General features: G+C 70.9%; 18 protein-coding genes. 10 read left to right on the top strand and 8 right to left on the bottom strand.

Annotation, left to right across the window (positions count from 1 at the left end):
• The first annotated feature begins 5 nt into the window (after window positions 1-5).
• A complete protein-coding gene (locus LXN57_RS35410) occupies window positions 6-1,211 on the top strand; it encodes an ABC transporter ATP-binding protein (RefSeq protein ID WP_251802589.1) in 1,206 nt (401 codons plus the stop codon).
• A gap of 71 nt (window positions 1,212-1,282) precedes the next feature.
• On the opposite strand, the gene LXN57_RS35405 is transcribed toward LXN57_RS35410, so the two are convergent.
• Both LXN57_RS35405 and LXN57_RS35400 read right to left on the bottom strand, forming a co-directional pair.
• Window positions 1,283-1,960, bottom strand: a complete 678-nt coding sequence (locus tag LXN57_RS35405; RefSeq protein ID WP_251802588.1) for a response regulator — start codon at window positions 1,958-1,960, stop codon at window positions 1,283-1,285.
• A gap of 58 nt (window positions 1,961-2,018) precedes the next feature.
• A complete protein-coding gene (locus LXN57_RS35400) occupies window positions 2,019-3,425 on the bottom strand; it encodes a sensor histidine kinase (RefSeq protein ID WP_251802587.1) in 1,407 nt (468 codons plus the stop codon).
• A gap of 109 nt (window positions 3,426-3,534) precedes the next feature.
• On the opposite strand from LXN57_RS35400, the gene LXN57_RS35395 reads away from it, so the two are divergent.
• The gene (locus LXN57_RS35395; RefSeq protein WP_251802586.1) at window positions 3,535-4,887 is read left to right on the top strand and encodes an alpha/beta fold hydrolase; all 1,353 of its coding nucleotides are present in this window, start codon (window positions 3,535-3,537) and stop codon (window positions 4,885-4,887) included.
• A gap of 124 nt (window positions 4,888-5,011) precedes the next feature.
• On the opposite strand, the gene LXN57_RS35390 is transcribed toward LXN57_RS35395, so the two are convergent.
• Together LXN57_RS35390 and LXN57_RS35385 are read right to left on the bottom strand one after the other, a co-directional pair.
• Complete coding sequence (locus LXN57_RS35390; RefSeq protein ID WP_251802585.1) at window positions 5,012-6,862, bottom strand: anthranilate synthase family protein; 1,851 nt, start codon at window positions 6,860-6,862, stop codon at window positions 5,012-5,014.
• A 317-nt stretch (window positions 6,863-7,179) separates the two neighbouring features.
• Complete coding sequence (locus LXN57_RS35385) at window positions 7,180-7,410, bottom strand: hypothetical protein (RefSeq protein WP_251802584.1); 231 nt, start codon at window positions 7,408-7,410, stop codon at window positions 7,180-7,182.
• A 201-nt stretch (window positions 7,411-7,611) separates the two neighbouring features.
• Between LXN57_RS35385 and LXN57_RS35380 the strand changes: the two genes are divergently transcribed.
• From LXN57_RS35380 to LXN57_RS35350, 7 genes are all read left to right on the top strand, one after another.
• A complete protein-coding gene (locus LXN57_RS35380) occupies window positions 7,612-7,986 on the top strand; it encodes a response regulator transcription factor (protein WP_221381424.1) in 375 nt (124 codons plus the stop codon).
• Between the two features lie 72 nt (window positions 7,987-8,058).
• The gene (locus tag LXN57_RS35375; protein ID WP_251802583.1) at window positions 8,059-9,759 is read left to right on the top strand and encodes an ATP-binding protein; all 1,701 of its coding nucleotides are present in this window, start codon (window positions 8,059-8,061) and stop codon (window positions 9,757-9,759) included.
• A 104-nt stretch (window positions 9,760-9,863) separates the two neighbouring features.
• The gene (locus LXN57_RS35370; protein WP_251802582.1) at window positions 9,864-10,763 is read left to right on the top strand and encodes a serine hydrolase; all 900 of its coding nucleotides are present in this window, start codon (window positions 9,864-9,866) and stop codon (window positions 10,761-10,763) included.
• 134 nt (window positions 10,764-10,897) lie between these two features.
• Window positions 10,898-11,392, top strand: coding sequence for a phospholipase (locus LXN57_RS35365; RefSeq protein ID WP_251802581.1), 495 nt, complete (start codon window positions 10,898-10,900; stop codon window positions 11,390-11,392).
• A 69-nt stretch (window positions 11,393-11,461) separates the two neighbouring features.
• Window positions 11,462-11,629, top strand: a complete 168-nt coding sequence (locus tag LXN57_RS35360; RefSeq protein WP_251802580.1) for a hypothetical protein — start codon at window positions 11,462-11,464, stop codon at window positions 11,627-11,629.
• 168 nt (window positions 11,630-11,797) lie between these two features.
• Window positions 11,798-12,151 carry a GntR family transcriptional regulator gene (locus LXN57_RS35355; RefSeq protein ID WP_251802579.1) on the top strand — a complete coding sequence of 118 codons (354 nt, stop codon included), beginning with the start codon at window positions 11,798-11,800 and terminating at the stop codon, window positions 12,149-12,151.
• Window positions 12,148-13,071 carry a DUF1648 domain-containing protein gene (locus tag LXN57_RS35350; protein ID WP_251802578.1) on the top strand — a complete coding sequence of 308 codons (924 nt, stop codon included), beginning with the start codon at window positions 12,148-12,150 and terminating at the stop codon, window positions 13,069-13,071. The genes LXN57_RS35355 and LXN57_RS35350 overlap by 4 nt, the downstream gene beginning before the upstream one ends.
• A gap of 64 nt (window positions 13,072-13,135) precedes the next feature.
• On the opposite strand, the gene fxsT is transcribed toward LXN57_RS35350, so the two are convergent.
• From fxsT to LXN57_RS35330, 4 genes are all read right to left on the bottom strand, one after another.
• Window positions 13,136-16,924, bottom strand: a complete 3,789-nt coding sequence (fxsT, locus tag LXN57_RS35345) for an FxSxx-COOH system tetratricopeptide repeat protein (protein WP_251802577.1) — start codon at window positions 16,922-16,924, stop codon at window positions 13,136-13,138.
• Window positions 16,921-19,059, bottom strand: coding sequence for a VMAP-C domain-containing protein (locus tag LXN57_RS35340; protein ID WP_251802576.1), 2,139 nt, complete (start codon window positions 19,057-19,059; stop codon window positions 16,921-16,923). The genes fxsT and LXN57_RS35340 overlap by 4 nt, the downstream gene beginning before the upstream one ends.
• 163 nt (window positions 19,060-19,222) lie before the next feature.
• A complete protein-coding gene (locus tag LXN57_RS35335) occupies window positions 19,223-20,977 on the bottom strand; it encodes an HEXXH motif domain-containing protein (protein ID WP_251802575.1) in 1,755 nt (584 codons plus the stop codon).
• Between the two features lie 51 nt (window positions 20,978-21,028).
• Window positions 21,029-21,214 carry a hypothetical protein gene (locus tag LXN57_RS35330; protein WP_251802574.1) on the bottom strand — a complete coding sequence of 62 codons (186 nt, stop codon included), beginning with the start codon at window positions 21,212-21,214 and terminating at the stop codon, window positions 21,029-21,031.
• A gap of 478 nt (window positions 21,215-21,692) precedes the next feature.
• On the opposite strand from LXN57_RS35330, the gene LXN57_RS35325 reads away from it, so the two are divergent.
• Window positions 21,693-23,972: a putative bifunctional diguanylate cyclase/phosphodiesterase gene (locus LXN57_RS35325; RefSeq protein ID WP_251802573.1), complete on the top strand. Its 2,280-nt coding sequence runs from the start codon at window positions 21,693-21,695 to the stop codon at window positions 23,970-23,972.
• Window positions 23,973-24,054: the final 82 nt, after the last annotated feature.

Here is a 24,054-nt window from a genome sequence, read left to right as displayed (position 1 = left end):
TATCGATGGCTGACATTGTTCTCGACAAGGTGACCAAGAAGTACCCGGACGGCACCACCGCCGTGCACGAGGTGGACCTGGAGATCGCCGACGGGGAGTTCATCATCCTGGTGGGGCCGTCGGGCTGCGGGAAGTCGACGACCCTGAACATGATCGCCGGTCTGGAGGACATCTCCAGCGGGGAGCTGCGCATCGGCGGCCAGCGGGTCAACGAGAAGCAGCCCAAGGACAGGGACATCGCGATGGTGTTCCAGTCGTACGCGCTCTACCCGAACATGACCGTGGGCGAGAACATGGCGTTCCCGCTGCGACTGGCCAAGATGGACAAGGCGCTGATCAAGCAGAAGGTCGACGAGGCGGCGCGGGTCCTGGAGCTGACCGATCACCTCGACCGCAAACCGGCCAACCTGTCGGGTGGCCAGCGGCAACGGGTGGCGATGGGCCGGGCGATCGTCCGCAGCCCGAAGGCGTTCCTGATGGACGAGCCGTTGTCCAACCTGGACGCGAAGCTGCGGGTCCAGATGCGTACGCAGGTGTCGCGCCTGCAGAAGCAGCTGAACACGACGACGGTGTACGTGACGCACGACCAGACCGAGGCGATGACGCTCGGCGACCGGGTGGTGGTGATGCGCGGCGGCTACATCCAGCAGGTGGGTGATCCGCAGACGCTGTACGACAACCCGGTGAACCTGTTCGTGGCCGGATTCATCGGCTCGCCGTCGATGAACTTCCTGGCGGCGACGGTCGAGGAGTCGGTGCTGCGCACGCCGCTGGGCGATCTGCCGCTGGTCGACCGCATGCGCAGCGCGCTGAGCGGCGCGGACGCTCCCCGGGAGCTGATCGTCGGCATCCGCCCTGAGCATTTCGAGGACGCGGCCCTGATCGAGGAGCATCAGCGGACCAAGGGCTTCGAGTTCACGATGCCGGTGGACCTGGTCGAGTCGATGGGCTCGGACAAGTATGTCTATTTCACGGTCGAGGGCGATCGCGCCACCGCCGCCGACCTGGAAGACCTGACCGCCGACGCCGGCGGCGCCGACCTGCCTCCGCAGGACAACCTGGTGACCCGGCTGTCGGCCGAGTCCCGGGTCCGCGACGGCGTCGATGCCCGGGTCTGGATGAACCTCGACAAGATCCACCTCTTCGACCCCCGCAACGGCCACAACCTCACCCTCCACGAGGGCAAGGCGGCAGGAGTCTCCGCCGCCTGATCCCACCCCCGCCCCCGAACAGCAGGGCGTCCGGCCTCCCCGCCGGGCGCTCTGCCGTTTCCGCCACCCCTTCACACCAGGCCGGCGTCGTGGACCATCACCGCCGCCTGCGAGCGGTTGTTCATGCCCAGCTTGCCCAGAACTCTCGACACGTGGCCCTTCACCGTCGAGACGCCCATGCCCAGCGCGTTCCCGATCTCGGCGTTGGACCAGCCGTGCCCCAGCCCGATCGCGACCTCCCGCTCCCGATCCGTCAGCTTGCCGAACTGCTCGTTGGCCTGAGCCCGTCGTGACCCCGCCCCCGAGGCAGCGACAAAGCTCACGACGGCCCCGATCACCTTCGGCGAGAGGATGCTCTGCCCGGCCGCCACCTTCCGGACGGCCGCTATCAGCTCCTCGGGCGGCGTGTCCTTGAGCAGAAAGCCGGTAGCGCCGTTGCGGATGGCCTCCAGCACGTACTCATCGGCGTGGAACGTCGTCAGTATCAGCACCTGCGGAGCCCGAGGCCGTGCTCTGATTTGCCGCGTGGCTTCCACTCCGTCCATCCGGGGCATCCGGACGTCCATCAGCATCACATCGGGCCAGTGCGCGTCGGCCGCCGTGATCGCCTCGGCCCCGTCCGCGGCTTCCCCCACCACCTCGAGGTCGGCCGACCCGCCGAGCATGAACCGCAGCCCCGTCCGCACCATCGGATCGTCATCCACGATCACCACCCGCACCGGTCGCCCGCCCGGAGTCAGCTCCGCCATGGCCGCCACGCTTCCGACCGAGTTGGCCGCCCGCACCGAATTGGCCGCCCGCCCGGAGTTACTCCTGCCATGGCAGCCACGCCTCCAATCGGAAGCGGTCGCCATCGGCGCCGTACTCGACGCGGCCCCCGACCAGAGCCACCCGCTCGCCGACGCCGATCAGGCCGGTGCCCGAGCCGGGTAGCTCTTCCTCGCGGACGTCGCCATGCCACGAGCCCAGCGAGTTGTCGACCAGAATGCGGAGATCGCGGTCGCCGCCGCCGTCGAGCATGACCCTGACGTCGGACCCGGGGGCATGCTTCCGGGCATTCGTCAGAGCCTCTTGCACCACCCGGTAGGCCGTGCGCCCCAGTTCCTGCGAGGGCGCCGCCCGGGGTACCACCCAAGCGAAGTCGATGTTCATGCCCGCCGTGCGCGCGCCGTCCAACAGCTCGGGCAGATCCCAGAACCGCGGTTGCGGCGGCTCGACCACCAGGCGCTCCAACCGCTCGGCGACGCCCTCCGCCTGCGGCTCGTCGCCGACGTCCCAAAGATCGTCATCTTCGGCCAGGCGGGCTGGGCCGGCCGTCCCCAGCGTGGAGCTGGCGGGCGCCGGCGTGGAGCTGGTCGGTTCCGGTGTGGAGTCTGTCGCCTGGGTGAGGAGTTCGGAATCGCCGTCACCGTTGGGCTGAGATCGAGGCTGCCCGGAGGTGGCGGGCTGGCGCAGGATGCCGATGACCGAGCGCAGCTCTTCGAGGGCCTCGTGGGCGCTGATGCGGATGGTGCGGGCGGCCGTCGCGATCTCGTCGGGGCGGGCGTCGGACCGGACCTCGAGGGCGCCGGCGTGCAGGCTCACCATCGACATGCGGTGGGCCAGCACGTCGTGCATCTCGCGGGCGATGCGGGCGCGCTCGGTCAGCCGAGCCTGTTCCATCCGCAACTGCTGCTGGGCCCGCTCGTTCGCCGTCTCGGTGCGTAGCGAGGACGTCAGATGCCGGTAGGCGCGCAGGAACAGCCCCCACCCGACCGCCGCCAGCACCGTGACCGATCGCAGGAGCAGATCGACCCAGAGATCGAACGGCGGATCGTGCTGAAGCGCGTAGTAGACGACGCCGGTGCCGACGTGAACGGCGGCCAGCCCGAGCATGAGGGTGGCCCGTCGCCGGATGGCCACGGTGAAGAGCGCCACCAGGATCGGGCCCGTCGCCATGACCGAGATGGCGCCGAGCGGCAGCAGCGCCAGGCAGAGACCGAGCGGCCACCGGCGGCGCAGGAGCAGAGCGGGGAGGCAGGCGACGCCGATCGCGACGTCGGCCTGCCACGGGATCGCGGCCTGCGACGAGGTGGCGTCGCCGAGCGGAACCATGATCGCGCCGTAGAACAGCGCGATCAGCAAGGCCAGGAAGTCGGCCGTCCGGTCGCGCACGACCGCCGGCCGGTTGCCCGGCGGACCGGGCACCAGCAAGGCGAACAGAAGCGACGACATGAGCGAAGCCTACGAGCCGCGGAGTCGCTTGAGGACCTACCAAAGTACTGGGTCGACCCCCGACCGATGGCGGCTGCGCTTCCGGGCGCGAACCGCGATCCTCAGCGCCATGACTTTCCTTCCCGCATTCCTCTGGGGCCTGGCCGCTGCGCTCTGGGGCGCGGTCGTGGGGTGGTTGACCCCGCGTGGCCCGCTCACCATCACCCAGGCGCTGGTCTCGGTCGCCGTCAGCGCGGCGATCGGCTGGGCCGCCGGCCGCTCCGGCCGGTCACGCCTGGTGTGGCTGGTCGTGCCGGTCCTGTTCGTCGTGGCGCTCGAGATCGCCCGCACCGGCGTCGCCGGCCCGTCCACCGGCCCGCCTCACGGCAGCCCGTTCGGGGTGATCGTCCTGGTCACCGGCCGGGGCTTGCAGATAGTGCTGACCCTGCTGCCCCTTCTGCTCGGCCTCGCGGTCGGCCGCGGTGTCCGACGCCGCCTGAGCCGGGTGCTGGTCGCCCTCCCCACGGCCGCTGTGCTGCTTCTGACCGCCGCTGTCGCCGTTCCGGCCCGCACCGCGCCGATTCCGGGCGGGGTGGCCGAGCTGGCGCGGGTGGGCCGGCTCGGCGTCATGATCCGCAGCACCGGCGCCGACCTTCCGGTGCTGCTCTTCGTCCCGGGCGCCCCCGGCGGCTCCGAGCTGGGCAACGTCCGCAACCACCTGGCCGCCGTCGAGCAGCGCTTCGTGATGGCCACGCTCGATCGGCGCGGCGGCGGCTCGTCGTATCCGGCGCTCGACCCGACGTCGCGCGTCACGCTCGGCCGAGCGGTCGACGACATCCTCGACGTGGCCGACTATCTGCGCGAGCGGTTCCACCAGGAGAAGATCTACCTGCTCGGCCATTCCGGCGGCTCGATCCTGTCCGTGCTCGCCCTTCAGCGGCATCCGGAGAAGTTCGCCGCCTACATCGGCTCCGGCCAGGCCGTCGACCTGCCGGAGAGCGACCGGATCTTCTACGACGACATCGTGGCCTGGGCGCGGTCCACCGGTCGGGCCGAGGTCGTCCAGCAGCTGACCGCGCAAGGCCCGCCCCCTTACGCCGACGTCTGGGGCTACGAGCCGATCATGACGTACGAGAATCAGGCGTACGACCAGCCGGCGCCCGGCTTCGGGCTGGGGGTCAAGGAATACACGCTGCTCCAGAAGGTCCACATGCTGAACGCGATCCTCGACACGTGGAGCGTTCTCTATCCCCGGATGCAGGGGATCGACCTTCGTCGCGACGCGCCGAGCCTGCCGGTGCCGGCCTGGTTCCTCCTGGGCGGCAACGAGATGCGCGGACTGCGGGTGGTCTTCGAGGATTGGTACGCGCGGTTACGGGCGCCGAGCAAGAAGCTGACCGTCGTGCCCGGCGCGGGTCACGCGGCGCTCTTCGAGCAGCCCGAGAGGCTCATCGAGGTGCTGGACGATGTGCTGGCCGGGTGAGCACCCGGGTCGGAACGACCCGGACGGCCTGTCGATCCGGCCGGTTGAGTGTCCCGCCGGCGAGCGGGGCCGGTGGCCCAAGCGGAGGCTCTCGATCCCCTTGAACCACCGGCAGTCTTCATCGCTACCCGTTCGTGGCCGGGCTAATCACATCCGTCATCAATTGCGGCAGAAGTTCGGTGAGGACGGTCACGCCGTCGCGGCTCAGCACCGACTCGGGATGGAACTGGAGGCCGGCGAACCCGGGGCCGCGCAGCGCGTGCACGGCCGAGTCGGCGGGGTCGCGGGCGATCTCCACCGGGCCGTGGGGGGTGGGGATCAGCTCCTGCTGCGCCAGCGCGGTGAAACTCGAATAGAAGCCGACCCGTCGTCGCACGCCGAAGAGGTCGACCTCGCGTGCCAGCCCCTGGTAGGGCGAGTTCCGGCGGTGCAGCGTCAGGCCCAGCGAGCCGGCCAGGATCTGGTGGCCCAGGCACACGGCCAGCAGGGGCTTGCGGTCCGCCAGACGGGCGGCGATCAGCCCGCGCAGCGCCACCATCTTCGGGTCGTGCGCGTCACCGGGATCGCCGGGACCCGGGCCGGCGATCACCAGGTCGGCTCCGGCCACGTCGACGTCCGCCGTTCCGAGCCGAGCCGGCGCTGCCCCGACCGGCAGGGCCGTCCACGGGACGACTGTTACGGCCAGGCCGAGGGCGCGCAGCTGGTGGGCCAGCATCGCGGTGAAGGTGTCCTCGCCGTCGACGATCACGGCTGTGCGGCCGTCCAGAGCGGGGACGGTCAGCGCGCCGGGGGCGCGGGAATCAAGCCAGAATCGGGCCAGACCGTCGTTGCGAGCGGCCAGGGCGGCCTGCACCTCGGGGGATTCGGCTTCCGTGCGTACCGGGGAGGGTTGGGTCTTCACCGCGCCCAGGGCGGCCAGAATGCCGGCCGCCTTGGTGTGTGTCTCGGCGATCTCGCCGGCCGCTGTCGAGTGGCGTACGAGCGTCGCCCCGACCGGCACGCGCAGCTCGCCGCTCGGGGAGATCTCCGCCGTCCGGATCAGGATGGGCGCGTCCAGCGTCTGGCGGCCCTGGGCGTCGTGGTCGAGCAGAGCCAGCACGCCGGCGTAGTAGCCGCGGCCCCGGCGCTCGTGGCGTGCGATCACCCGGCATGCGTTCTCGATCGGGCTGCCCGTCACCGTGGGGGCGAACATGGTCTCGCGCAGCACGTCCCGGACGTCCAGCGAACCGCGCCCGGCCAGCAGATACTCGGTGTGGGTGAGGTGGGTCATCTGTTTCAGGTACGGGCCGGCCACCTGGCCGCCGTGCTCGGCCACGGTCGCCATCATCTTGAGCTCCTCGTCGAGCACCATGTAGAGCTCCTCGACCTCCTTCGGATCCTGGAGGAAGTCGAGCAGGCGGCCCGAGCCGTTGCGGAAGGTGCCGCTGATCGGGTTCATCATGGTGATCCCGTCGGCAACGCTGACGTGCCGTTCCGGGGTGGCGCCGACCAGCGTGCGGGTGCCCGTGTGCACGAGGAACGTCCAGTAGGTGCCCTGTTCGGCGGCGAGCAGGCGTCCGAAGGCGGCCCGGGCGGCGGCGATCGGGTCACCCTCGACCCGGGCCTGGAACACGCGGTGGATGACGAAGTTGGCGCCCTCGCCGTGGCCGATCTCGTCGCGCAGCACGTCCTCGACGATCTCGCCGTACTCGTCGTCGGAGAGGTCGAAGCCGCCGCCGCTGAGGCTGAGCGGGCCGGGCGGGAAGGCGTCGAGCGGTTCCTGGCGCGACGACCGGACGACCAGGCATTCGAGGGGCGCCCCGTCGTCGACGCAGTCGAAGCCACGTTCGGTGATCTGCCGGTAGGGGATCACGGCGAGCGTGGGCCGGCCCCGGTGCAGCGGGATGTCGTCGAGCGAGGCGACGGTCACGACGTCACCGGTGAGCACCTCGACGTGGTCGGCGCCGTCCCGGTGGAGCAGGGCGAAAGGCCGCATGGTGGTCCTCTTTCGGGTCTCGGCGGCGCCGACCGAGGCCTGACCATGCGAAAGCGGCCGCCTCGGGGAGGCGGCCGCGTGGTTGTCAACGCGCGTGGGGACCGCCGGTCAGGCGGGCCACCAGTTCAATCGCGCGTGCAGCATGCCGCCGAGCCTAAGGCCCACGGCCGATCCCGCACCACCCCCGTCCCACATTTCCCTCACCCGGGGATGGGCCAGGCGACGAAAAGGAGACCAGGGGACGAAAGGGTCAGGCGCCGAGAGCGGCCAAGCGCCGAGGGTGGTCGGGCGGCGGGAACGGCCAAGCGGCGAAGCGGTCAGGCGAAGGCGTTGCGGACGGCGTTCCGGGCCCAGCGCATGCGGCCGAGGGCGCAGTCGGGGTGCTCGCCGAACTCCTGGGCCACCACCTCGGCGCAGCGGGCCTCGCCGAGGCGGTCGACCGTGGTGGTCACGACCTCGCGGATCAGTTCGGGGGTGGGACTCTGGGAGCGCTGCAGGGTGGAGGCGAAGAGCGCCTCGGAGCGGATGGAGTCGAGGACCGTGTTCATCGGGAACCTCCTGCTGTCCGGTGCTGGTGGGGCCTGCAATCCAGGAGACCCGAGCGAGGATGCAGCTCTGCTGCGCGGCGGGTGCGCATCAGTTGCACAGTTCCGCTACTTTCCGGCATTCAAGGAGCGGCCTCACAATCGTGACTAACCGGATATGGTCCCGATAAGTAGCGACTGCGCTGACAACCGAGGGAGAGTGCCGTGACGGTGGTCCTGGTCGCCGATGACGACGCCGACATTCGCGACCTCGTGGCGTTCAAGCTGGAGCAGGCGGGCTTCGAGGTGATCGCCGTCGAGGACGGGCAGACGGCGGTCGAGCAGGCGCGCAGCCGGCAACCGACGCTGGCGGTGCTGGACGTGTCCATGCCCGGGTTGTCGGGGATCGAGGTCTGCCGGATGCTGCGGTCCGACCCGGCCACGGCCGGGATCCTGATCATCATGCTCACCGCCCGCGTGCAGGAACAGGACGTCGAGGGCGGTTTCAGTGCCGGCGCCGACGACTATGTCACCAAGCCCTTCAGCCCCCGCGAACTGGTCTCCCGCATCCAGGCCCTCCTGAGCCGGGCCCGGGCGTGAGGGCCGGGCGGCTGGGCGTGAGGGCCGGGCGGCTGGGCGTGAGGGCCGGGCGGCTGGGAGCGCGTCGGGACGATGCGACGTGAAGGGACCGTCGGCAGGCTGCTGAACAGAGCCTTCGCGGTTCTGGTCGCGCTCGTCGTCGGCTCAGGGATCGCCGAACTGGCTGTCGTGCTGGTCGAGAACCGGGGCGTGCAGCAGCTCACCGGCGAGGTGCAACCGTTACAGCTGGCCAACGCCGAGGTGCGGGCGGTGCTCAGCGACGCCCAGCGCGGGTTGCGTGGGTACCTGCTGACCGGCGACGAGCGGATGCTCGACACCTACTACCGGGCGCGCAGCGAGTACGCGGTGGCCGGGGACGAGCTGCGCCGGCTGAGCGGGCGGCAGCACGCCTTGTCGGCCGCCGTCCAGGTCGCGCGGGCCGACGGCTGGTGGGCGAGCGCTGAGGACCAGCGTCTCGAGCCGCCCCGCAGCGCCGCCGCGATCCGGTCCGCCGAGCGCGGATCCACCCTGTTCCAGGACTTCGCCACCGCCAACGACGAGCTCCGGCTGGCGCTCGAAGCCCGTTCGAACGACCTCCGGGGCCAGGTCGGCGCCCTGCAGGGGATCGCCATCGGGGTCGTCTCGGTGCTCACCCTGGCCGTGACGGCGGGCGCCCTGCTGACCGCCGTACGCACCACCCGGCGCCTCACCCGGCCGCTCGGCGCGGTCGTCGAGACCCTCGATCGCGTACGGGAAGGAGAACGTCACGCCCGGGCCGACCCCACCACCGGCCCCACCGAGATCCGGACCCTGGCCGAGGCGGTCAACGCGGTCGCCCGGCGCAGTGAGGACATCCGCCGCCACGAGGAAGAGGTCACCGCCCGGCTGCAGGCGCTCGACACGGTCAAGACCGACTTCATGTCGACCGTGTCGCACGAGCTGCGCACGCCGCTGACCAGCATCTCGGGCTATCTGGAGCTGTTGCGCGACAGCGACCCGGACGAGCTGAGCGAACCGCAGCGGCGCATGCTCGACGTCATCTCCCGCAACACGCGGCGCCTGCGGGACCTGGTCGAGGACATCCTGACGCTCTCGAAGATCGAGTCCGGCGGCTACGGCAGCGACCGCACGCCGCTCGACTTCGCCAAGGTGATCGACCGCGCCCTGGTGACGATCGGCCCGGTGGCGGCCAAGAACGGGGTGGCCCTGCATCTGGATCTGCGGGGCCCTCTTCCCGTACGCGGTGACGGCGCGCAACTCGACCGCGTGCTCGACAACCTGCTGACCAACGCCGTCAAGTTCACCCCGGCCGAGGGCAAGGTGACGGTCCGGGCCGAGCGCCGCGGTCATCAGGCGGTGCTGGTGGTGGCCGACACCGGAATGGGCATCCCGGCCGCCGAGCAGCAGGCGCTCTTCGGGCGCTTCTTCCGGGCGACCAACGCGATCAAGCAGGCGATTCCCGGCACCGGCCTGGGTCTGGCCATCGCCCGCACCATCATCGACAACCACAGCGGCGCCATCGAGGTCGCCTCGGACGAGAACAGCGGCACCACCGTCACCGTCCGCCTTCCGGCCGACCTCGCGGCCCGCGAGACGCCGAGCGCCTACGAGAACGACGACGCGCAGGAGTACGAGGGTGAGAGCGACCCCATCAACGCCTGGCACGCCGAACGCGCCGCCCACGCGCAGGCCGACACCGAGAGCGCGGCCCCTACCGAGAGCGCGGCCCCTACCGAGAGCGCGGCCCCTACCGAGAGCGCGGCCCCTACCGAGAGCGCGGGCCGGGCGGAGTGAGCGAGCGCATCAAAGGCGGTTGATGTCGATCACGCAAAGTGTCGATGCCGCCGCCGAGCGTACGAGGGTTTGAGTCTTCGCGGAGAAGGCGGCACTATGCTCCGGTGCGGTCATCCCGAAACCTCATCATTGCTGTGGCGGCGGCCGTGATTCTGGGCGGCGGCGGCCTGATCGTTCTCGGTCTGACCGACGACGACGAAGGCGTCCTGCCCGCGGCGATCAGCGGCGGCAACGCGAAACCGGCCGGTCCCAGTGCCGAGGAGCTGGCCAAGCGTGAGCGCGCGAAGCGGGCCAAGGCGCTCGACGCCGCGCTCAAGCAGGTCGCGGCCACGACGCCCGACTTCTCGGTGGCCGTCCTCGACAAGAAGACCGGCCAGACGTACGCGTACCAGGGGTCGGAGACGTTCGACACGGCGAGCATCGTGAAGGCCCAGATCCTGGCCTGCGAGCTGCTCAAGGCGCAGGACGCCGACCGGGAGCCCACCAAGGGCGAGATGGCCCTGGCCACCCCCATGATCCAGTCCAGCGACAACGACGCCACCACCGAGTTGTTCGAGCACCTCGGGGGCAAGAGCGCGATCACCAAGTGCAACAAGCGCCTCGGCCTCAGCCAGACGACGGTGAACAGGGCCTGGGGCCTGACCAAGACGACGGCCGCCGACCAGGTGCGGCTGCTCAACAAGCTGGTCGACACCAAGGGCCCGCTCGACGAGGACTCGCGCAAGACCGCCTTCACGCTGATGAACACCGTCGACGACACCCAGGACTGGGGCGTGCCGGCGGTGGCCAAGCCGGGCGAGACCGCCACGGTGAAGAACGGCTGGGACACGCGCTCGGCCGACGGCGGCCTGTGGGCGGTCAACACCATCGGCCGGGTGACCTCGCCTGACGGCAAGGTGAACGTCTCGGTGGCCGTGCTGTCGCACAACAACCAGTCGATGGACGACGGCATCGCGCTGGTCGAGAACGTCGCCAAGCTGACCCGGCAGCACCTCAAATACTGACCTTAACCACATGAATGATCGTTAAGGAATACTCGCCGGTAATTTCCCCCGGCGGGCGGCGGATTTCATCGACCAGCATGGATTAGTTCAGCCGTGGGTCCGAGGCTCGGAGCATCCCCTCACAGGAGGCTCCGATGACCCGACGCGTCTTCGTCGTTCTACTCCTCGCCGTCGCCGCCCTCTTCCCGGCCAATGCCGCCCATGCGGCGGACTCCAAGGCCACCGTCCTCGCCCGGTGGACGCAGCCGACCGCTGCCAGCACCGCGGCCTGGAACGACGCCCGCACCAACCGTCCACCGTGGGTGTCGTACAACTTCGACTGGTCGACCGACTACTGCTCCTCGAGCCCCGACAACCCCCTCGGCTTCACCTTCGACATGTCCTGCTGGCATCACGACTTCGGCTACCGCAACTACAAGGCGATCGGCGCCTTCTCCGCCAACAAGGCCCGCCTCGACAGCACCTTCTACGCCGACCTGCAGCGGGTCTGCGCCACCTACAGCACTGTCTCCCGGGCCGCCTGCAACAGCCTGGCCTGGGTGTACTACCAGGCCGTGAAGAACTTCGGCTCCCTGGCCGCGGTGAAGCAGGCTGACCTCGACCGGGCCGCCGCCCTCCTGCAGAAGTAGTCGCGGTATTCACCTTCACGTCACCGGCCGTTGGAGCTTCCCACCGGCCGGTGACGGCATTCTGCAACGATGCTCGGATTCCTGGCCGGTGGCCTCGCGGTCGTGTGGGGCGTGCTGGTGGCCGCGCTGGATCAGGCGCCACCCACCCCGCGTACGCGCAAGCTCTGCACCGCCCTTCTGGTCGCCCTCGGCGCGGTGGTCGTGGTCGGCGGAGTGACCACTGTGACCGGCGCCTGAGCCCGCCCCCTCGGCGCCGATTCCCGCGACGTCAGCCCCGGCTCTGGATTGAAGCCCGGCTCTGGATTGAAGTAGGCCGCGGCGCAACCGGGTCTCTGCTGAGCGCATGCACCCGGCACCGTCGAGCCCGCATGCTCGCGCGCATGATTGTTATAGTAGAATGCAAACATGTTGTTCCGGGTGGATGTGGCGGCGGCCGAGCCGCTGGCCGATCAGATCGCCGCGCAGGTGCGCGGCGGCATCCTGCGTGGCGAGCTGGCGCCGGGCGACCGCCTGCCGGCCGCCCGCGAGCTGGCCGACGTGCTCGACGTCAACCTGCACACCGTGCTGCGGGCCTACGCCAAGGTCCGCGACGAGGAACTGATCGAGCTGCGGCGTGGCCGGGGCGCGATGGTCCGCGGCGACGCCGATCCGGCCCGCCTGCGGCTGGTCGAGCTGGCCCGCCAGTTCGTCGGCGAGGCGCGGCGGCAGGGCCTGGGCGACGCGGAAATGCTCGCGATAATGAGGGAGGCACAGCCATGAACCGACCGAGGACTTTGGCCGCGATCATCCTGATCTGGCTGCCCGTGGTGGTCACCGCGGCGACCTGGCCCATCTGGTCCGAACGGCTGCCCGACCGAATGGCGACCCACTGGAACGGCGCCGGCACGGCCGACGGTTTCAGCTCGTCGAGCGGCTTCTGGACGGTGATGCTGGTCCTCGGCGTCGTGGCCGGGATGGCCGGCATCGTGATCGCCCTGCGCGCGGGCGGCGCCTACGGTTCGCGTTATCTGCTGGGCGCGGCCGGGGCGCTCGCCGGCAGCACCACCGGCGTCTGGGTGGCCTCCGCAACGGCAACCCTGCAGAGTCCGGGCGACCCGCGTCTGGGCTGGCGCCTGCTGTATTTCGTGGCCGGCCTGGGCTGGGGCGCGATCGTGGCCCTGGTGGCCGGCTCGTCGCCGGGCGCGGTGCAGTCACCGGCTCCGGCCGTCGCGCCGCTCGACCTGGCCCCGACCGAGCGCGCCGCCTGGAGCACCACCCTGCGCGCCCCGCTGATCCTCGCCCTGACCGCCGCGTCCGCCGTGCTGATCGCGGTGGTCGCCGCCGTCGGCGCGGCCCCGATCTGGCCGCTCGCGGCCGTGCCGGTGCTCATCGGCCTGGTCTTCGGCCGCATCCGCGTCACCGCCGACCGCCGGGGCCTGCGTCTGGTGGCCGGCCTGCTCGCCGTCCCGCTGAAGACCATCCCGCTGACCGACATCGCCGGCGTCGAGGTGACCGAGATCGAGCCCCTCGAATGGGGCGGCTGGGGCTACCGCGTCACTCCCGGCCGGGCTGCCCTGGTGCTGCGCCGCGGGCCCGGCCTGGTCGTCCACCAGACCAACGGGCGTCGCTTCGCCGTCACGCTGGACGACCCGCGTACGCCCGCCGCGCTGCTCACCGCCCTGCAGTTGCGGGCCGGCTGAGCATACTTGCGCCCCCTCCGCGCTACCTCGCTCGGAGGGGGCACGAGCACGGCCGGACAGAGGATCAGATCGGCATCGGGTCGACGTCGCAGTTGGCTCGTTGCCCGGCCAGAGCGGCGACGATGGCCGGGTGCTCCCGGCCCAGCACCCGCCGATAGGCGTCGACCACGGCGTCGAAGCGCTGCCGCCCTTCGGCCGTGCGGCCGACCGCGATCAGGTCGAAGGCGTAGTTCAGTGAACAGGCCAGCGTCGACGGGTGCTCGGGGCCCAGCACCCGCTCGGACCGTTCGAGCGTTTCGCCGTCGAGATCCAGGGCAGCCGCGTGGTCGCCGGCCGCGGCCAGGTCGCTGGCGAGGTTGGTGGCGCAGGTCAGCGTCAGCACATGATCCGGTCCAAGGCCCGCCAGCAACGCGGAGTATGCCGCCGTGTCATGCTCGCGGGCGGCGTCGACCTCGCCCAGCAGCCGCAGCACGATACCGAGATTGGTGCGGGCGTAGAGGGTGTACGGATGGTCCGCCTGCAGCGTGTCCTGATATTCGTGCCACGTCCGCTCCGCGAGCTCCTTCGACTCCACCAGCTGGTCGTTCTCGCGCAGGTCGACGGCGTAGTTCAAGGCGCACGCGATCGCCTCGGGGCTCAGCTCGCCGGCCCGGGTGCGCAGCACGTCCATGGTGTCCTTGGCCAGCTTGCGCGCGGCCGCGTGGTTGCCCGCGCGGCGCCGGGCCACGGCCAGATTGCGCGCCGCCAGCAGCGTGTTCTGATGACCGGGGCCGAGAGCGCGCTGGGTCCGGTCGTACAGCAGTTCCTGTTGCTTGTTCGCCTCCACGTATTCGCCGGCCTCCCGCAGGTCGAGGGTGAGGCCGTTCTGGGTGAACAGGGTGAGTGGATGGTCGGGGCCGAGCACGTCGATGCGCCGCCGCACCGTGTCCATGTCCTGGTCCAGCGCGGTCCGGAAGTCACCGGCGGCGCGCAGGCTCGCCCCCAGGGTATGGGCCGTCGACAGGGTGTGAGGGTAGTCGGGGCCGAAGACGCGCTGGGAGATGGCGAAGGCCTCCGTGGCCAGCTGAACCGCTCCGGGGAAGTCGCCGGCCGCCCGTCGGTCGTCGGCGACCAGCATCATCGCGTCCAGGGTCTCCTCGTCGTCGTGGCCGACGGACGCCTTCAGCTTGTTGAAGCAGTCGGCGTTGATGGCGGCGCTGGCCGCGAAGTTGCCGAGCTGGCGTTCGACGAAGGCCAGCCACCGCGCCGCCTTGAGAATCTGGGGATCCTCCGGGGTCAGCATGGTGCTCCAACGCTCGACCACCTGGACCGCGTATTCGCGGCAGCCGCGCTGATCGCCCCACCAGAAGAAGAAGGCGATGATGTCGACGGCAAGCTGGCGGGCCCACTCGGCCTCACAGTCGACGATGTTCGAAGCGAGAACGTGCGGCAGGAGGGCGTGGTAGCGCGGCCACTGCTCGGCTCCGGCGGGATTGCCCGGGTTGCCGCCGGCGAGCAGCAGGTGGGCGGCGTGCCGCATGTCGTCCTGCTCGGCCTCGGACAGTTGATCGATCACGACGTTGCGCACCAGCCGGTGCAGCTGAATTGTCTGTTCGCGGTAGTCGGTGCGCGCGAGGCCGTACCGTTCGATCTGCCGGAGCGCCCGGTTCAACCGGCTCGGGTTCTGCAGCGTCGCGTCCATCTCGGGCGCGATGTTGACCTTGGGTGGCGTGAGGAAGAGCTCGAGCGAGATCGGCTCCGGCGCCATGAACGAGCAGGCCTGCAACAGCTGAAGGGCAACCGGGTTCTCCTGGCCCAGCCGCTCCAGCGCCACCGTCCAGGCGGCGGCCACCGCGACCTCGTAATCCTCCCGGTGGGCCAGTTCGTCGAGCTCCGCCCTCTTCTCCAGCAGCAAGCTCAGGTAATCGGTGACGGGCATCTCGGTCGTGGCCAACCACGATGCCGCTTGGCCGATCGCCAACGGCAGATCGTCGAGCGCCCCGGCCAGGCGGTCCGCGTCCTCGACGTTCATCGCGGGATTCCGCTTACGCAGCAGGGCGATGCTCTCGTCCCGGTGGAAGACGCCGATCTTCACCGGATCCGCTACGTCGGTCGTCCAGTCCTCGTTGCGCGACGTGATCAGAACCTTGCCCGTGCCGCGCTGCGGAAGGTAGGGCCGGACCGTGTCGATGCTCTCGGCGTTGTCGAAGATGAGGAGCCAGTTCGAGTACGGCGCCCCCACCTCGAGGGCGTTCAGGACTGCTTGGACCGCGCTTTGCGTGTCCGGTCCGAGACCGAGCTCGAGTTTGACGCCGAGATCCCTGAGCGCTCGCAGGATCTGGCTCGGCTGCTCCGACGGCACGAACCAGACGACGTCGAAATCGGATCGGTGACGGTACGCGTACTCGGTCGCGATCTGCGACTTGCCCACGCCGCCCATGCCGTGCAGAGCCTGGGGCAGGACGGCCGCGAAGCGCTGGTCGCGAAGCTGGCGATCAAGGACGTCGAGAAGCTGTTCGCGTCCGGTGAAGTCACCGTTGCGCGGCGGGACGTTTCCCCAGATGACCGCGTCGGTCTCCGGGCGCAGCAACGAATTGATCGACGCGGCGATCGCCGTCGGTCCCGGCTGCCGCGACGAGGACGACCAAGCGCCCGATCCGGGCAGACCCGGTGTCGAGGCCACGACACTCACCTCCGGTTCTCCTGCGGCGGGATGCCGGTCGATCGCCTGCTTCAGCCGGCCGGCCCGCGGTGCGTAGGGCCCGGACAGCGCCCGCAGCACAGCGAGCTCGATCCGCGCGAACGGCAGGGACGTCGCCGTCACCTCAGTATCGTGCCGTGTGCCCGGCTCAGCCAGCACGCCCAGCAGGCGGCCGGCCGCCGGTTCCCGGTCACCGTAGAAGTCGGCCACGATCTCGACCACGTGCACGGTCTCGTCCCGGCCGGCGAAGGCCAGCAACGCCTCCCGGATGCCGGACCGGAACTCCAGGTCGCGCCCCGGTCCTGAGCGCACCAGCAGGGGGCTGGTCACCACCTCGGCCAGATGCACCGGCTGTGACCCGGGCAGCAGCACCCCCTGCACGACACGCAGCGCCTCCAGGTCGAGCGGGGCCGACGCGGCCAAGGTGGCCAGCCGGAATGCCTGCGGCGAGGACTCGGCCCGGAACTGGAACACCAGGTCCTGCGGATCGGTGGTCGGCGGTGGGGCCTCGGGCGCACCCCGCCGCGCCGGGCCGGGGGAGCGGTCCGGGTCGGCCACGTACGCCACCGCCTCGAGCCAGCCGTCGGACGGGCCGGCCACCAGCGACGCCCACCACTCCAGCCAGCGCGGGGTCAGCTCGAGCAGCGGCACGGCGATCGCCGACTCGTGGCGGGGCTGGTCGAACGGGTTGGTCCACTCCTGGGGCTCCCGGATGCGCAGTTCGGCATTGGTGGCCATCGCGTGGGCCGCCGAGAGTTGCAGCAGCCTCGGCGCGAGGTTGGTGCGATGCCAGCGCTCCTGGGGGTACGGGTTCACGATGGCCACCGGCGCGGCCTGACCCCACGCCCGGAGCAGCACCCCGGCCTCGCGCTGGGCCCAGAACGCGTCCAGGCCGTCGGTCAGCACGATCGTGAGCCGGCCCTCGGGCAGGGCGGGCTCCCCGGGCCCCCGGTAGCCGCTCAGCGGGTGCGCGTCGACCGCCGTGAACACGGTCGAGGCCAGCTCCCGGAACGCGGTGACGGTGGGCGCCCACACGCGCATCGACGGGCTGTCATCGACGATCAGGGCCAGGGTCGGCGCGTGCTCGACGAAACGCCGCAGCCCGGCGGCGAGGTCGTCGCGGTCGGGCAGAGCGGTCACCGGGTGACCGTCGAAATCGTGCGCACCGGTCAAGACCCCTCACCTCCGGCTCCCACCACACGGTTCGGGTCGTCCCACAGCAGCGCCACCGACCGCCCGGAGTGATGGGGATCCGCGTCGTGCTGGGCCGCGTCGACGCGGAGGGCTCGCATCCGTGCCGGAAGATCCGGCGGCGCCGAGGCCAGCCGGCGCATCTCGTCGGTGGCGCCGGCGCCCTGATGCGGCGACCGCTGATCCCACAGGATCACCGGCACGCCGGCCTCCAGGGCGGCGAACAGTTCACGCAGGCCGAGTTCCGTGTCCGGCGACTCGCTCAGCACCACGACCACGTAGCGGTTGTCGCCGCTGAGGCCGGACGACCACCAGTTCAGACTGGCCGGGGGCGACTGGTAGCGGGTGCCCCACTGCACCTGGCCGTCGAACGGATCACGGTCGAGGTGACTCCAGCGGGTGGCCCACTCACGCCGTACGCTGCTCTCGCGCATGCGTTCCTGGCTGCGGACGGCCACGGGGTAGCGGACCCCGATCGGCCGCGGGACGCCCATGCGCAACGCCCGGTACCACTGGACCGGCAGATTCATCAGTCCGCAGGGCAGCACGAACTCGATGTCGGCCTCGCCGGCCGTGCGCAGCCGGGCCCACTCCTGCTCGGCGCGGGCGATGCTCTCGCTGACCTCGTCCTCGATCTGCTGTCTGCGCACCCGCTCCACGCGCAACGGCCGCGGATGCCATGGACCCGCCCTGTCCTGGATCCGGGAGGTGACCCGGATCTCCTCACGGTCGATGCCGCACACTTCCATTTCGATCACCAAGGCGGGTCCGGCGACGGGACCGGCCGGCCCGCCGTCGGACCCCGATCGCAGCCGTTCACGCAGAGCCTCGCCCACGCCCGCGTTCTTGGTGTAGCCGGTGATCCAGGTGTCGAGCCGGTGGGCCAGGTCGGCGTCGAAGAGACGGAGGACCTCGCCGAGACGCGCGAGGAAGGCAATGGCCGGGTTGAGGCCGGAGGCTCCGGCGTTGCGGCCCGCCAGTCGGTGGAAGGCCTCGGCCGGCGCGTTGGGCGGTTCCGCCGGGGACTGTTCCGCGTCGGGCGCCACATCGGACCGCATCGTCTGCTGCCAGACCGGTTCGATGTCCAGATCGGACGGAACATCGCGGAGGATCGCGTCGAGCGCCTTCTGGTCGTCGGCGCCGACCAACGGCCGGGAGGACAGCTTCTGCGGACGGGCGGTGTCGTTCACCGGCGGCGCTGTCTCGAGCAGCACGCGGACGTACGCGGCGGCGGCGTACGACGCGTACCGGTGCCAGGTGTCCTGTTTGCCGGTGCGTTCGCTGTAGTCGGCCACGCCACGCACCATGAACCAGTCCTTGCCGATCAGGCTGGTGCCGGCGGCGACGCCGCTCCCTTCCATCTCGACCGCGAACATGTCGGGGAACTCGTCGGCCAGCGCGTCGCGGAAGACCTCGTCGGCCATCAGGGTGTCGGCCGAGCCGATGACACCGTAATGGACCCGGGGCATGTCCTCCGGTGTGTCGCTGTCGGGCAGCGGCGGATGCTCGGTGACGAGACCGCGGGTGTAGAGCACATCGGTCTCGCGCCGGGGGCGCGGGAACTTCGCGGAACGAGCGGGGTCGAGCCAGCGCTCCCACCGGCGGTCGCCGTCGAAGGCGGCCATCCTGAGCTCGTTCATGGCCTGGAGTAGTCGCGGGGCGATGAGACCGGCGCCCTGCCGGCCCCGTAGCCGGGCCGAGCCGTCCTCCCGGCGTACGTTGCCGTAGTTGACGATGCCCTCGTGAGCGACCACGATGTCGCCCAGCCGCACGTGCTTGCCGGGCTGGCGCGGGCGGGGGATGCCGCCGGCGATGCCGGTCATGATGACGGTCTGGATGTTCGGGAACGTCCGCAGCATGTGGGCGCAGCAGGTCGCGGCCAGTTGGGTGCCGTCACGGGGCGGCATCAGCAGGACGACCGAGTGGAACTGCCCGGGCAGGCCGCTGGGGATCCGGCCGAGGCGGTAGTCGTTGGGATCGTCGTAGTCCTTGTACGTCCGGACGTCGTCCACGATCTCGATGAGCGCGCCCAGCTCGACCGGCAGCGCGGTCATGATGCCGAACGTGACCTCGTGCGGCTGCACGGCCGGTGCTGCGACGTCTTCCCTTTTCGACACGCCCGCTCCGTCCCGCCGCAATGATCGAAGGCGACTGACATCACGAGTGCGGGAAATCCGCCTCGGAGAATCAGTATCACCGACACCATTGGCGGCGTACAGACACGCACTTACACGTGAATGTCATTCACGGGCCGGGTGATCATTGTGGACGCGGGACGAGCTATGCGGGAAGGTGGGCTCCGACCAGGCCTGCCACCGCGAGCGGGGAATGGTTGAATTCGCTCGCGCGGTGAACGGCTATCACCAGTTCGGGTCGACGGAGCAGAGCGGGGTCACCCAGGGCCAGGCCGAGGCCGGTCCAGGCGTCGACGGACTCGGGATCCTCGGTGATCTCGTCGCGGAAGGCCGCGGCCGCCTTGTCGTGCTCGCCGGCGAAGAGCGCGAGGTCGGCGACGGTCAGCCGGGCGCCCCAGTCCTCGGTCCGCGCCTCGGCGTGCCTCTCCGGGGCGAGCAGCCACCGGCGGGCCAGGCCGAGCCGGGCCGCCGACCACTGCCGCATCTCCGGGTCCGGGCGCACCTCGGACGGGCCGATCGCGATCGGCCCGGAATCTCCGTCGGCCAGGGCCCGGGTCAGGGCGATGACATCCTCGGGGCGGGGGTGGCAGTGCCGGGCCCGCCAGCCCGCCCGATGGGCGTCGGCCACCAGCCGGGCCATGGCGCGGGCCCGCGGGTCGACGTCGTCGGGCCAGTCGCGCATCGCCTCGCCGATGCCCTCGGCGAAGGCGCGGCCGCGCTCGGTGAGGTTGCCGTCCCGCAGGGCGATGGTGAGCGCCTCGGCCGTCTGGGCGTGCGCGTAGGCGTATTCGAAATCGGTAATGAGATCGTCGCGCCTCGATGGCTGGCGGCGCCAGAAATCGGCGATCGCCATGAAGGCATAGATGCCTTGCAATAGGCCGCCGGCCGGGCGCGGGTCGTCTCTCCACGGCGCGTGCAGGCACGGTTGACCCGGGCCCTCGGTCAGGGTGTGCAAATGCATCAGCCCGCCGAGTTTGATGTGCGTGAATTCGTGGGCGAGTGACACGGCAAGGGTCACCGCGTCCGGCGGCGGCGAGCACATGATCGCACCGAAGGCGTCGCCGGTGGAGGCGCTGCGGGTGCCCCAGCCCGAACCGGCCGGCAGCGGCGCCAGCGAGGTGACGCCGGCGGCGATCGCCTCGGCCAGCGGGCGGTGGTCGGCGACAAGAATGGCCCACGCGCCGTCCAGCAGATTGGCCCACCGCTGGAAATCGGTGGGGGACAGTCGCCTCGGCGGCACCGGGTCGGCCAGGTCTCGCATCGGATCGAGGTCGTCGAGCCAGACGGTGAGGCGAACGTCGTCCCCGACGGTCAGGCGGCGCAAGGGCCACCAGTCGTTGCGGTCGCCCGCGCCCGGCGGCACGTCGACGAGCTGGTCGCCGTGGCGCAGCCAGAGGTGGCCGTCCTCGGTGCCGGCCTCGGCCACGTCCCATTGTGGACAGTCGGCGAAAACGGCCATGCCGAACTGCGGGATGAGCGCGCGGCCGTCCCGGAGCGGGACGGTGGCGCGGTAGGCCTGACCCGTCGCGGCCGACGCCGCGATGGCCACCGCGTTCAGCTGGAGGAAGTCGTGGTCGTCGGGCGCCGTGCTCGTCGCGCCGCCCTCGTGACGCCGCAAGGTGTACGAGAGCCAGGCGCCGACCTGCGGATGCATGAGGATCGTGGCGACCGCGAACGCGTCCTGTTTCTCGGCGCGCTCCAGTGCCGCCCACGCCTCGCCGATCGGGGCGACGTCACGTGACGCGTCGAAGAGGGCGCGCAACATGATGAGGCGGCGGCTGTGCTCGGCCCGCCTCAGCTTCGCGACAACCTGCGGGGAACCACCGCCGGACGCGAGCGCCTGGAAGTCGGCGTCGGGGAGGGTGTGGTGCGGGTGATCCTCGATCTGCGCGGGGGACACGGCGATCGGATGCTCCTCGGTCTGCTGTGGTCGAGCCGGGCCAGTATGGAGTCAGTCGGCCCGGCCCGGCGGACTGCCACCGCCCAGATTGGCGCGAGGACGGGCCACTTGGCGCAGCACCACCCGAACGGCCTCGGCCAGCTCGTGGCTCCGGTCGTTCCGCAGGTCACCGAGGCTGTATCCGGCTAAGTCGATCATCTCGGTCTGCGTATCGGCAGCGCTGGTGCGCTTGATCATGGGCGGCCTCATGTCGGGGCTAGTCGCGTGCAAACGGCTTGCACCAGACCAGACCTTCTCGTCCTGGAGGAGAGGGTTCAGCCTTTTCCCCGCAAAAAATGCGCCCTGGGGCTATTTCTCGCGTGCTGGGTGCAGGAGGTGCGAATCCCGCGTATCATGCTCGATTCTGTGCGTCTCCACAATCTCCTTTTCCGGCGAGTCTTCAGTTTCATCCTGCCGTGCATGCCGACGTTCTGGTGGTGAACGGGAAGTTTCGGAAAACCTCGACGTCGACCGATGCCGCTCCTGTCGTGCCGGGCGTGGTTCGCCGGATCCCCGCCTCGTGCCCGAGCCCGGCTGGTTCCGGTTCCTTTGATCGTCCTTTCGTCCCTCGCGCTGCCCGGCCAGGGGGTTTACCCTGTGGCCCGGGCAGCACCGCGATCTTCCTCATCCGTGGCGGTGGCGAGCCGATGGGATCGATGTGGAGAGGAATCGTGGCATGGCGGCGGCGATGGTTCCGCCGTTCCGCCTGACCCGTACGGTCGTCGTCGCGGCCGTGGTCCTCGTCCTCGCCTGCCTGTGGTTCGTCGTGGGGTTGCTGCACAAGGCCCCGACCGTGCTGGGCTGGCTGCCGCTGCTCGTCGCGGTGCCGCTGGCCGCCCGGGCCTCGTGGCGGGCGTCGGGCGAGGGTCGCAGCTATTGGCGGTACGCCTCGGCGGGCATCGTGCTGATCGGTCTGGGCGCGGGTTCGAACGCGTACGACTATCTGACCGGCGCCCAGCAGGGGCAGCACATCAGCGGCGTCACCGCGGCCGTGTACGTGACCGGCCTGGCCGTGTTCCTGCTGGGGCTGCTGCGGATTCCCGGCGCCCGGCGGTCGGGCATCGAGTGGACCCGGTTCGGCCTGGACATCGCGACCGTGCTGGTCACCGTCCTGACGTTCACCTGGCACCTGGCGTACCCGCGCTGGCAGCAGTGGCTGGGCGGCGGATTCGCCGACTCGGCCTCGGTGCTGATCGTCCTGGCCGCGGGCGTGATCTGCATCTTCGCGTTCGTCAAGGTGGCCTTCACCGGCACCGGGCCGATCGACCGCCGTGCCCTGCACCTGCTGGCGCTGACCGGCGCGATCGGGGCCGGCGGCGGAGCGTTCGCGCCGCTGCTGGCCGACAAGCCGTACCTGAACACCGCGCACGTGCTGCTGCCGGCCTGCAGCCTGTGCCTCTGCCTGGCCGCCGACCGCCAGATCCGGGCCACCCGGGTCGGCCGTCCGCTGCCGCGCCCGCCGATGCGCCGGCTCAGCCACATGCCGTACGCGGCCGTGCTGGCCACCGGCGCGCTGTTGCTCTCGAGCGCGGTCGAGCACTCGGCCGACCAGCTCGCGATCGCGATCGGCTCGGTCACCGTCACCCTGCTCGTCGCGACCCGGCAACTGGTCGCCCTGCGCGACAACAGCCGGCTGCTCGACGACCTGGACGCCCGGCAGCGCGAACTGGTCCATCAGGCCGGCCACGACGCCCTGACCGGGCTGGCCAACCGCACCGTGCTCACCCGGGAGATCACCGCCGCGCTGGCCGACGACCCGGCCGACGTGAGCGTCGCCCTGATCGACCTGGACGACTTCAAGGCGATCAACGACGACCTCGGCCACGCGGTCGGCGACGAACTGCTCACGGCCGTCGCGGCCACGATCGAGAACGAGCTTCCGGCCGGCGGCGTGGCGGCCCGGCTGGGCGGCGACGAGTACGCGCTGCTGCTGCGCGGCGACGCCGCCCGCACCCTGGGCGCCATCGCCTGCCGCCTGCGCCGCCCGGTGCGCGCGGGCGGCCACGAGCTGGTGGTCGAGGCGAGCATCGGCCTGGCCCCGGCCCGCGAGGGCGACAGCGCCGACGAGATGCTGCGCCGCGCCGACGTGGCCATGTACGAGGCCAAGGGCCAGGGCAAGGGCCGCCAGGTCACGTACGCGACCGCGATGGACCAGCGCACCGCCGAGCAGTCCCGCCTCGCCGCCGACCTGCGGACCGCCCTCGACACCGAGCAGCTCACCCTGCTCTACCAGCCGATCGTGACGATGCCGGGCGGCGAGTTGTTCGGCGTCGAGGCCCTGCTGCGCTGGCGGCACCCCGAACGCGGCCCGATCGGCCCCGACGTGTTCATCCCGGCCGCCGAACGCACCGGACTGATCGTTCCGCTGGGCGCCTGGGTCCTCGAGGAGGCCTGCCGCCAGGCGGTGACCTGGCGCAGCGAGATGGGAGCGGCCGCCCCGACAACCGTCACGGTGAACGTGTCGGCCCGGCAGCTGCGCGAGGCCGGCTTCGCCGACGACGTGGCCGCGGTGCTGTGCCGCACCGGCCTGCCGCCCGAGGTGCTGACCGTGGAGGTCACCGAGACAGCGGTGTTCGACGGCGGCACCGCCCTGACCGAGCTGCGGGCGATCGCCGCGCTGGGCGTGAAGATCGCCCTGGACGACTTCGGCACCGGCCACTCGTCACTCGGCCTGCTGCGCACCTGCCCCGCCGACGTCCTGAAGGTCGACAAGTCGTTCGTCGACGACGTCACCGCCGGCGGCCCGCAGGCGGTGGTGGTGGCCGCGCTGATCGGCATCTGCGAGGGCCTCGGCCTGCGGGCGGTGGCCGAGGGCGTCGAGACCGCCGAGCAGGCAGCCGAGCTGCAGCGGCTGGGCTACCGCTACGCCCAGGGTTTCCACTACGGCCGGCCGATGCCGGCGGCGATGCTGGCCGACTACCGACCGGCCGCGGCGGGGCGGCGGGTCGCTGCCTAGGTGTCCTGGCGGCTCGGCCTGGATCACCGGCCGGACCTGAAGCTCGTTGACGATCACGCGGGCCGGGCGGCTCACCCGGTGC

This window comes from Paractinoplanes hotanensis (assembly GCF_023717965.1).
GTDB lineage: Bacteria > Actinomycetota > Actinomycetes > Mycobacteriales > Micromonosporaceae > Actinoplanes > Actinoplanes polyasparticus.
Note: the sequence above shows the minus strand (reverse complement) of the source record. Positions and strands in the feature narration are given on the sequence as shown.

Excerpts from the sequence above, each read along its gene's own strand:
- LXN57_RS35330 (WP_251802574.1), bottom strand. The coding sequence starts at position 21,214 with ATGATCAAGCGCACCAGCGCTGCCGATACGCAGACCGAGATGATCGAC.
- LXN57_RS35405 (WP_251802588.1), bottom strand. The coding sequence starts at position 1,960 with ATGGCGGAGCTGACTCCGGGCGGGCGACCGGTGCGGGTGGTGATCGTG.
- LXN57_RS35390 (WP_251802585.1), bottom strand. The coding sequence starts at position 6,862 with ATGCGGCCTTTCGCCCTGCTCCACCGGGACGGCGCCGACCACGTCGAG.
- LXN57_RS35360 (WP_251802580.1), top strand. The coding sequence starts at position 11,462 with ATGCTCGGATTCCTGGCCGGTGGCCTCGCGGTCGTGTGGGGCGTGCTG.
- LXN57_RS35365 (WP_251802581.1), top strand. The coding sequence starts at position 10,898 with ATGACCCGACGCGTCTTCGTCGTTCTACTCCTCGCCGTCGCCGCCCTC.
- LXN57_RS35400 (WP_251802587.1), bottom strand. The coding sequence starts at position 3,425 with ATGTCGTCGCTTCTGTTCGCCTTGCTGGTGCCCGGTCCGCCGGGCAAC.
- LXN57_RS35325 (WP_251802573.1), top strand. The coding sequence starts at position 21,693 with ATGGCGGCGGCGATGGTTCCGCCGTTCCGCCTGACCCGTACGGTCGTC.
- LXN57_RS35350 (WP_251802578.1), top strand. The coding sequence starts at position 12,148 with ATGAACCGACCGAGGACTTTGGCCGCGATCATCCTGATCTGGCTGCCC.
- LXN57_RS35375 (WP_251802583.1), top strand. The coding sequence starts at position 8,059 with ATGCGACGTGAAGGGACCGTCGGCAGGCTGCTGAACAGAGCCTTCGCG.
- LXN57_RS35355 (WP_251802579.1), top strand. The coding sequence starts at position 11,798 with ATGTTGTTCCGGGTGGATGTGGCGGCGGCCGAGCCGCTGGCCGATCAG.
- LXN57_RS35385 (WP_251802584.1), bottom strand. The coding sequence starts at position 7,410 with ATGAACACGGTCCTCGACTCCATCCGCTCCGAGGCGCTCTTCGCCTCC.
- LXN57_RS35395 (WP_251802586.1), top strand. The coding sequence starts at position 3,535 with ATGACTTTCCTTCCCGCATTCCTCTGGGGCCTGGCCGCTGCGCTCTGG.
- LXN57_RS35410 (WP_251802589.1), top strand. The coding sequence starts at position 6 with ATGGCTGACATTGTTCTCGACAAGGTGACCAAGAAGTACCCGGACGGC.